This is a genomic window from Aciditerrimonas ferrireducens (assembly GCF_023130475.1).
Taxonomy (GTDB): domain Bacteria; phylum Actinomycetota; class Acidimicrobiia; order Acidimicrobiales; family UBA8190; genus Aciditerrimonas; species Aciditerrimonas ferrireducens.
Window position 1 is genome coordinate 92,472 of record NZ_JAKHEX010000008.1, and the last position, 7,555, is coordinate 100,026.

The 7,555-nt window shown below is 73.4% G+C and carries 6 protein-coding genes; 1 reads left to right on the forward strand and 5 read right to left on the reverse strand.

The window, feature by feature from the left end:
* Nucleotides 1-91: 91 nt before the first annotated feature.
* Together Acit_RS06740 and Acit_RS06745 are read right to left on the reverse strand one after the other, a co-directional pair.
* Entirely contained in the window at nt 92-730 is a 639-nt protein-coding gene (locus Acit_RS06740; RefSeq protein WP_248107232.1) for a TetR/AcrR family transcriptional regulator, read from the reverse strand.
* On the reverse strand, nt 717-1,658 hold the full coding sequence (locus Acit_RS06745) for a diiron oxygenase (protein ID WP_248107234.1): 942 nt from the start codon (nt 1,656-1,658) through the stop codon (nt 717-719). Before Acit_RS06745 ends, Acit_RS06740 begins: the two co-directional genes overlap by 14 nt.
* Nucleotides 1,659-2,022: 364 nt before the next feature.
* Between Acit_RS06745 and Acit_RS06750 the strand changes: the two genes are divergently transcribed.
* Complete coding sequence (locus Acit_RS06750) at nt 2,023-3,948, forward strand: CocE/NonD family hydrolase (protein ID WP_248107243.1); 1,926 nt, start codon at nt 2,023-2,025, stop codon at nt 3,946-3,948.
* Nucleotides 3,949-4,000: 52 nt separating this feature from the next.
* Here the strand turns inward: Acit_RS06750 and Acit_RS06755 are convergent, their stop codons facing one another.
* Genes Acit_RS06755 through Acit_RS06765 form a run of 3 tightly spaced genes read right to left on the reverse strand, consistent with a single transcriptional unit; the run spans nt 4,001 to nt 7,358 of the window.
* Nucleotides 4,001-4,960 (reverse strand): D-isomer specific 2-hydroxyacid dehydrogenase family protein, encoded by a 960-nt coding sequence (locus Acit_RS06755; protein WP_248107245.1) that lies wholly within the window; start codon nt 4,958-4,960, stop codon nt 4,001-4,003.
* Between the two features lie 48 nt (nt 4,961-5,008).
* Nucleotides 5,009-6,328: a hypothetical protein gene (locus tag Acit_RS06760; protein ID WP_248107247.1), complete on the reverse strand. Its 1,320-nt coding sequence runs from the start codon at nt 6,326-6,328 to the stop codon at nt 5,009-5,011.
* Nucleotides 6,329-6,353: 25 nt separating this feature from the next.
* Entirely contained in the window at nt 6,354-7,358 is a 1,005-nt protein-coding gene (locus Acit_RS06765; protein ID WP_248107248.1) for a DUF5666 domain-containing protein, read from the reverse strand.
* Between the last annotated feature and the right edge of the window lie 197 nt (nt 7,359-7,555).

Genomic DNA, 7,555 nt, shown 5'->3' on the forward strand with positions numbered 1-7,555 from the left:
GTACCATTGGTATGGTCGTCATGCAAGTCGTCTGGCATGGAATCGCGGTGTGGTTCGGGTGGTCCACGATCGTCGCCGGGGCCACACCCCGCTAGGACGTGGTCTCCTCCTCGACGACCCGAGCCCACCGGGCCTGCCAGGAGGCGAGGAAAGTGCCGAGGGACACCCCGAGGGGAGGGGAACCGAAGGTCCGCTCGTGCTCGAGGTAGTGCGCCAGCTCCCCGAGGGCGGCCACGCCGAGGGCGGCTGCCCGGCCGGGCGCCACCCCGGCCCGCTCGAACACGTCGGCGAAGGCCCCATGGGCCTCGTCCCAGGCCTGCCCGATCACCAGCCGGGCCCGTGCCGGCAGGGCGGCGAGCTCGGCGCCGATCCGGACCACGGCGCGCTCGTCGGCGAGGAACGCCACGAGGGCCAGGCAGACCCGCTCCAGCTGGGTCGCCACGGCATCGTCGGCGGGCAGCGCCGCCAGGGTCTGGCGGACGAGGGAGAGCCGGTCGCGGTACCCCTCGACGACGGCGACCAGCAGGGCCTCCTTGGAGGCGAAGTGCCGGTAGAGGCCCCCGGCCCCGGGCCGCAGGCCGACGGCCTGCTCGATCTCGGCCACGCTGGTGGCGGCGTAGCCCTTCTCGGCGAACCGCTCGGCCGCAGCCGCAAGGAGCCGCCGTCGGGTGTCCCGGCGACGCCGGTCCCCGCCGGGCGCGTCGCCCGGGGCCGGCTCACTCGAAGGCACCGGCGTCCTCCCAGCGCCGGACGGTCTCGGCCCGCACGACCCGGTGCTCCTCGAAGAACGCCAGGAGCTTGCGGAGCTGGCGCAGCAGGGCCTTCGACGCCGGGGTGGCCTGCCTGGCGGCCTCGAACTCCTCCTTCGAGAGGTAAGGCGCCAGTTGCCTCGAGTACCGCACCGGCAGGAACTGGCGCCGCTCGACCACCATCCCGGCGCCGAGCTCGGCCAAGCGCTGGACCTCCGCCACCTCGTCGTCGCCGAGCCTGGCCATGCCCTCCTCGAGCCACCTGCGGGCGTACGCGATGTGCCGGGCCTCCTCCGAGGTGTGCGCCACGCCCATCTGCACCAGGATCGGGTGGAGCGGTCGACCGTCGTCCCCGACCGGGTTCGACCGGGTGGCCTGGTTGGCCTCGTCGCCCACGAACTCGAAGAGCAGCACGTTCACCCAGAACGCCTCGGGGAGGCGGACAGCGAGGTCCATGGTGAACGCCGCCATGGTCTTGGCCCACTGCTCCTCGCCCATGTCCCGGGTCGCGATGTCGGCGTTCAAGCGGACCCAGTGGTTGAACATGGCCATGTGCTGGCACTCCTCGGCCACCTCGTGCAGCAGGTAGCGGAAGCTGGGGTCGTAGGGGTCGACGTGCCAGAGGAGCGCCAGGATCCCCTGGTTGAGCAGATGCTCCCCGTGGGCCACGTTCCGCATGGTCTGGGTGACCTCCCAGCGCTCCACGAAGCTGCGGTCCTCGGGGGCCAAGCGGTCGAGGACCCCCGACGCGGAGAAGATCGAGTGGCCTGCGGCCACGTAGGCCCAGGAACCATCCAGGGGGACCGACCAGTCGATCACGTCCGCCTCGAACGGGTACCACCGACGCTGCACGCTGGCAACGTTCAGCCGCTCGGCCACCTGCCTGGGCACCGCCACCTCGACCGGCATCCCTGCTCCCCTCCCCGACCCGACGCATCGACCCGGGCCGCGACGCTGCGGACCCCGTTCGCTCATACGTCGGTATACACTTACTTCTGCTTTCATCCTCGCCCGAGCAGGGACGATCGTCAAGACCCCAGGGCAACCGCAAGGTCGACCGCTCGAACCGGTTCCCATTTCGGGGACTCGACCGGGAGCGACGGGGAGGGGTGCGAGAGCCATGCAACGACGCAGCGAGCGTCCACGGTCGTCAGCGTCCGCGAGGGAGGTTCGGGCCTCGGTCCTCGCCGCGCTCGGGGTCCTGGCTGGCCTGCTGGCCTGGTCGTCGCCGGCGGCCGCCACGGTCCCCGCGCCCCCACCGGGCTCTCCCGCGGTGGAGTCGGCACCGGCGAGCCTGGTGGGGCTCGACCCGACGGTGCCGGCCAGCGTCCTGGCGGCCAGCTCGGCACCGGGCAGCCACTGGGCACCCCAGCCCGCCGTCTACGGCACGGCCTCGATCAACGACATCCCCGTGCGCGGGGCCGGGGGCACCACGATCCGGGTCGACGAGATCTACCCGACCCTGGCCGACGGCGCCCCGGCACCAGGACCGTTCCCGGTGCTGCTCACCATGACCCCCTACGGCAAGGGGCAAGGAGGGAGCTCGGCACCGGGCTCGGCCGCCGAACCCTCCAATGGCAGCCCGACCGGCGGTCCGAACGACTACCTGGTCGAACGGGGGTTCATCGACGTCGTGATGGACGTCCGGGGCACCGGGGACTCCGGGGGCCAGTGGGGCCTCTTCGACCCGATCCAGCAGGCGGACGCCATCAAGGTGGTCGACTGGTGCGCCCACCTGCCCCACGCCGACGGCAAGGTCGGGACCTACGGGCCGTCGTATCTCGGCATCGACCAGCTGCTGCTGGCCGGGGCGATCGGGCCCCACTCGCCGCTCAAGGCGATCTTCCCGATGGTGGCCGCCAACGACATCTACCGGGACACCGCGTTCATGGGCGGCCTCGTCGACTTCGAGTTCAGTGAGCTCTACCTGGGGCTGACCGGCGCGCTGAACGAGGCCAACCCGGTGGTGGACACGGCGAGCGACCCGGCCCTCCTCGCGGACCTCGCCGGGATCGAGCTCGACCACACCTCGGGCCTCGCGTCCTACCACGCCGCCACCGAGGCCAACGTGCTCGGCGGCAGGAGCGAGGCCTACGACGGGACCTACTGGCAGCTCCGCAACCCGGCGAACGTCCTGGCAAGGATCGTGGCCAACGGCATCCCTGCCTATCTCGTGGGGGGCGAGTTCGACCTGTTCCAGAACGGCGAGCCGCTCAACTACGCCGGCCTGCAGAACGCCTACGACCACCGGCCCGTCGGCGCCCCGATGCTGCCCAACCAGCCCGTCACCGGTCGCTACCAGCTCCTCGACGGCCCCTGGGAGCACCTGAACGGCTCCTCCCTCGACGTCGACGAGCTCGAGCTGGAGTGGTTCGACACCTGGCTGAAGGGGGAGCACACCGGTATGGCCGAGACCCCCACGCCGCTGCACTACTACGACCTCGGCACCGGCACCTGGGACGAGACCACCACCTATCCCTTCGCCGGAGCCCACCCGACCACCTTCACCTTCCGGCCCGGCGGCGTCCTGGCGCCAGGTCGGCCACCGGTGCACGCTACGCCCCGACGGATCGTCTGGAGCCCGAGCGGCTCGCCGTGTGGCCGTCCCATCGACCAGTGGGCGATGGGCGGGATCTCCGTCCCGGCCCAGACCATCGGCGTGCTGCCCCCGTGCGCCGACGCGGACAACACCACCCAGATCGGTCCCTGGGCGGCGACCTGGACGACGCCGCCCCTCACCTCGCCCCTGACCATCGCCGGGCCCATCGAGGCCACCGTGGTCGCCGCGGCCACGACACCCGAGACCGAGCTGGTCGCCGAGGTCGAGGAGGTCACGCCGAACGGCACGTCCTTCCCCCTGACCGAAGGGGCCCTCCTCGGTTCGCTCCGGGCCGTGAACCCCCAGCGCTCCTGGGTGCTGGGCGGCACGATGCTGTACCCCTACCACCCCTCCACCGAAGCCTCGGCGAGACCGGTGGTCCCCGGAAAGCTCACGACCTACGACATCCAGATCTTCCCCACCTTCGTGACCATCGCCCGGGGTGATCGGCTGCGGGTCACCATCGCGACCACCGACACCCCCCATCTCGTGCCCCTCCTGGAGCAACTCCCCGAGCTCGCCGGCGGCGTCTACGCCATCTCGCAGGACGCCGCGGCCCCCTCCTCGCTCAGCGTCGACGTCCTGCCGCACGCCCCCTGAGGGCGCTGGCCCCTCGGCGCTCCGCCAGTCGGGGACCGGGGCGCGAGCCGGCTCAGTAGCCGGCGCTCGGGTCGACCTCCCCGACGAGGGGCTCGCCTCGGGCGAAGCGGGCCACGTTCTCCTGGACCCGGCGGGCGAGGAGGGGCTGGATCATCTCCCAGGTGTCCGCGGTGTGCGGGGTGATGAGGCAGGTGGGCAGCTGCCAGAGGGGGTGGCCCTCGGGAAGGGGCTCGGGGTCGGTCACGTCGAGGGCCGCCCCGCCGATCCAGCCTTCCTGCAGGGCGCGCACGAGGTCGTCGGTGACGACGTGGCCGCCCCGGGCCACGTTCACCAGCCAGGCGTCGGATCGCATCGCCCGGAGGACCGAGGCGTCGACCATGCCGCGGGTCTCGGGGGTGAGGGCCACGCAGAGGACCACCACCAGGGCGTCGGCCACCGCTTCGGCGAGCCGGTCGGGCCCGAGGACCCGCTCGGCGCCCGGCACCGGGTCCAGCCGGCGCCGGACCACGGTGGCCCGGGCACGGAACGGCGCGAGCAGGCCCAGGAGGGCCTGGGCGATCCCTCCGCCGCCCACGATGCAGACCGGCTGGTCGTAGAGGCTGATGCCTCCTTGCTCACCCCAACTGCTGGCCCGGGCCCGCCGGGGCAGCTGCCGCAGCCCGGCCAGGGCGAGGGCCAACGCGTGCTCTGCCACCGGCTCGGCGTAGGCACCCTTGGCGCAGCTCCAGCGGCGACCAGGGTCGATGAGACCGGCTTCGACCGCCCGCTCCACCCCGGCGAAGGGCAGCTGGACCCACCGGACCGTGGGGAGCTCCCGGAGGAGAGCCGAGAGACCGGCCATGTCCCGAGGGTCGAGCCAGACGACGGCCTCGGGCTCCTCGTCGGCGCTCACCACCTGGCCACCGCCGGCCGCCACGGCGTCGGTGGCGAAGCGAGCCGGCCGGGGCCCGACCAGGACCCGAGGAGCGGTCGGGCCCGGGGCGTGGGTCGAGGGGAGGGACGCTGCAGCCATGGGCCGATCCTGTCATGCCAGGACCGTGACGGCACGGGAGCGAGCCGATCAGATGAAGCGGACGAGCTGAACGAAGACCCCGAGCCAGACCAGGCCACACCCGAAAGCGAGGAGGCCCGGCACCCAGCCCGGTCCCTGCGGGCCCCCTTCGAGGGCCCGGCGGAGCCGGCCGGGCCTGGCCGCCGTCTGCTCCCGGGTGCCGGGCAGGCCGAGGAGGACAAGCCAGCTCAAGAGGTAGAGGTCGTCGAAGCTCCGCAGGCCGACGTTGCCCAGCCAGATGCCCTTGGCCACGCAGAGCACCAGCACCGCCGACCCGGCCCACAGCAGCTTCTCCCACAGCGGCACCCGGCTCCGGCGCAGGGCGGTGGCAGCAGCCAGGCTCACCAGCCCGAGGGCCAGCACCTCGACCGTCCAGATATCGGCGGCAGGTTTGGGCAGCTCCGGCAGGTAGTGGGCCAAGCCGTGCACGAGGCCCACGAACGGCGCGGCGAGGTTGGCCGAGCCCGAACGCTGCAAGGGCGACCGGCCGGTGACCGTCAGCACCGTCAGCTGCCACCCCAGGAAGACGAGGGCCGGGAGGACCCAGGCACCGAGGCCAACCGGCTCGTCGGGCACCCCCAGGCGTGCCAGCAGGGCTCGGAGGCGCTGGCGGGCCGGGCCCGCCGTCGCGGCCCCCAGACCGCCCACGCCACGCCACCGTCGCCAGCGGCTGGCCAGGTCCACGAGGGCCACGCAGCCGGCGGCCAGGAGCTCGGTTTCCCGGCCGAGGGCTGCCACCGCGAGCAGGATCCCAGCCAGCCAGGGGCGGCCAGCCCGCAGGGCCAAGAGACCCGCGAGGAGGAACGCCGCCGCGGTCAGCTCCGTCAGGTCGCGCCCGAGGGTCCAGAGGAAACCGAAGTAGCCGGAAACCGCCAGGCCCCACAGGGGTGAGCGCCCCGAGCGTCGGGCCAGCTCGGCGGCCACCCCGGCGACCACCCCGAGGCAGCAGACGTTCACCACCACGAGGGCCACCGGCACGAAGCTCCAGTGGCCGAAGCTGAAGAGCCAGACGAGCACCGGGTAGGCGATGCGACCGGGCCGCTCCAAGCTGTCGAAGGTGATGCCGAAGGCCGTCCGGGAGAGGTCCAGGGGATCAAGGGCGAGGCGGTAGTAGAACTGGCCGTCGTAGCCCGAACCGGCGACCGTGGGGATGCCGGGCCGCAGCCGGGCCGGGTTCCCGTAGATCCGGCCGACCACGATGAGCCGGGCGATGGTGCCCCGACCGGCGACCTCGGTGCGCAGGACGGCGAAGACCGCGCCGATCAGGGCTGCGGCGAGACCGACGACGGCGGGATGCGGCCGGGCAGCGCCGCGACCGCCGCTCCCCACTGCCGTCCCCGTCTCGCCGCTCGGCTCAGGCCGACGCTTGGCCGCTGCCCGTGCTGCTCCCTCGGGCGCCGAAGCGACCGACGCCGGCGAAGCACCCCGAAGAGCCCGGCTGGCTGATGGCCACCGTCCGGGCGGTCACCGCCCCGGTGCTGCTCGAGGGACCGATGGCCGTCACGCACTGGCCGACGGCCAGAGCGCTGGGAGTCGACGGCCCGGTCTGGCGGTAGCTCGTGGTCCCGGTCACCTGCACCGTCACCGCGATGGTGGGCAGGCTGCTCCCCGTGCTGGTGGACCGCCGGCCTGCGAACTGCCGGGAGGAACCGGTCGGCCGCCTGCCCGGCGTGATGGTGAAGCTCCGGCTGAACCCCTGCACGACGATCGTGTTACCAGAGACCGACTGCACGGTGCCATCGACGCTGGCCACCGTCCTGGGCGTGGAGTTGGTCCTCGAGGACCGGGCGGCCCCGCCGCCGAAGGCAGCGAAGCCCCCGGCGAACCCGGCGAACCCGCCCGGTGCCCCACCGCTCGTGGTCGACCGGCTGGTGCAGCTCCCACCCGATGGTGGCGCGGTGATAGTCACCAGCTGGGCGTCGACCGTGGTCGGAGTCGAGCTGGTGCCCCCCGCCGGCGTCCCGCTCACCGCCACGCAGTCGCCGGCCCGCACCGCGCCGAGGGTGGCCGAGACGGTCTGAACGAACCTGGTGCTGGCCGTCCAGCTCACCGTGGTCTGCCCCGTCTCGGGGTTCTGGACCTCCATGGACGAGCTTCCGGCGTTCACGGCGGCCACCGTGCCCGAGACGCCCGGCGGGGCCTTCGGGGTCCCTCCACCCCCGCCGGTGCCGGTCGCGCCGGCCGGGGTCGCCTGGTCGGCGGCGGCCGTGCCCCTCGCGCTCGAGGCGCTGCTGCAGGCGGCCAGCGCCAGCCCGCCGCCCGCCAGGAGCCCGCAGAGCACCCACCAGCCCGGGCGCCGCGACCCGCCTCCGGGATCCGCTCCCCGTGCCCTGCGCTTGGACCCTCGCCACTGCTCCATCGAGCCTCCCTTCGTCTCCCGCCACCTGCGACCCGACCGGCGCTCAGAGCGTGTTCGCCCCGCCCCGGTACGGCGCCTGCCCGAAGCTGAACACCGCCCCCGCCGCGGTCACCTCCCAATACCCCTCACCAGACGGCAACGCCCCCGCCCCCACCACCGCCGAACCCGGCCCACCCGGCACCGTGTTCGCCCCACCC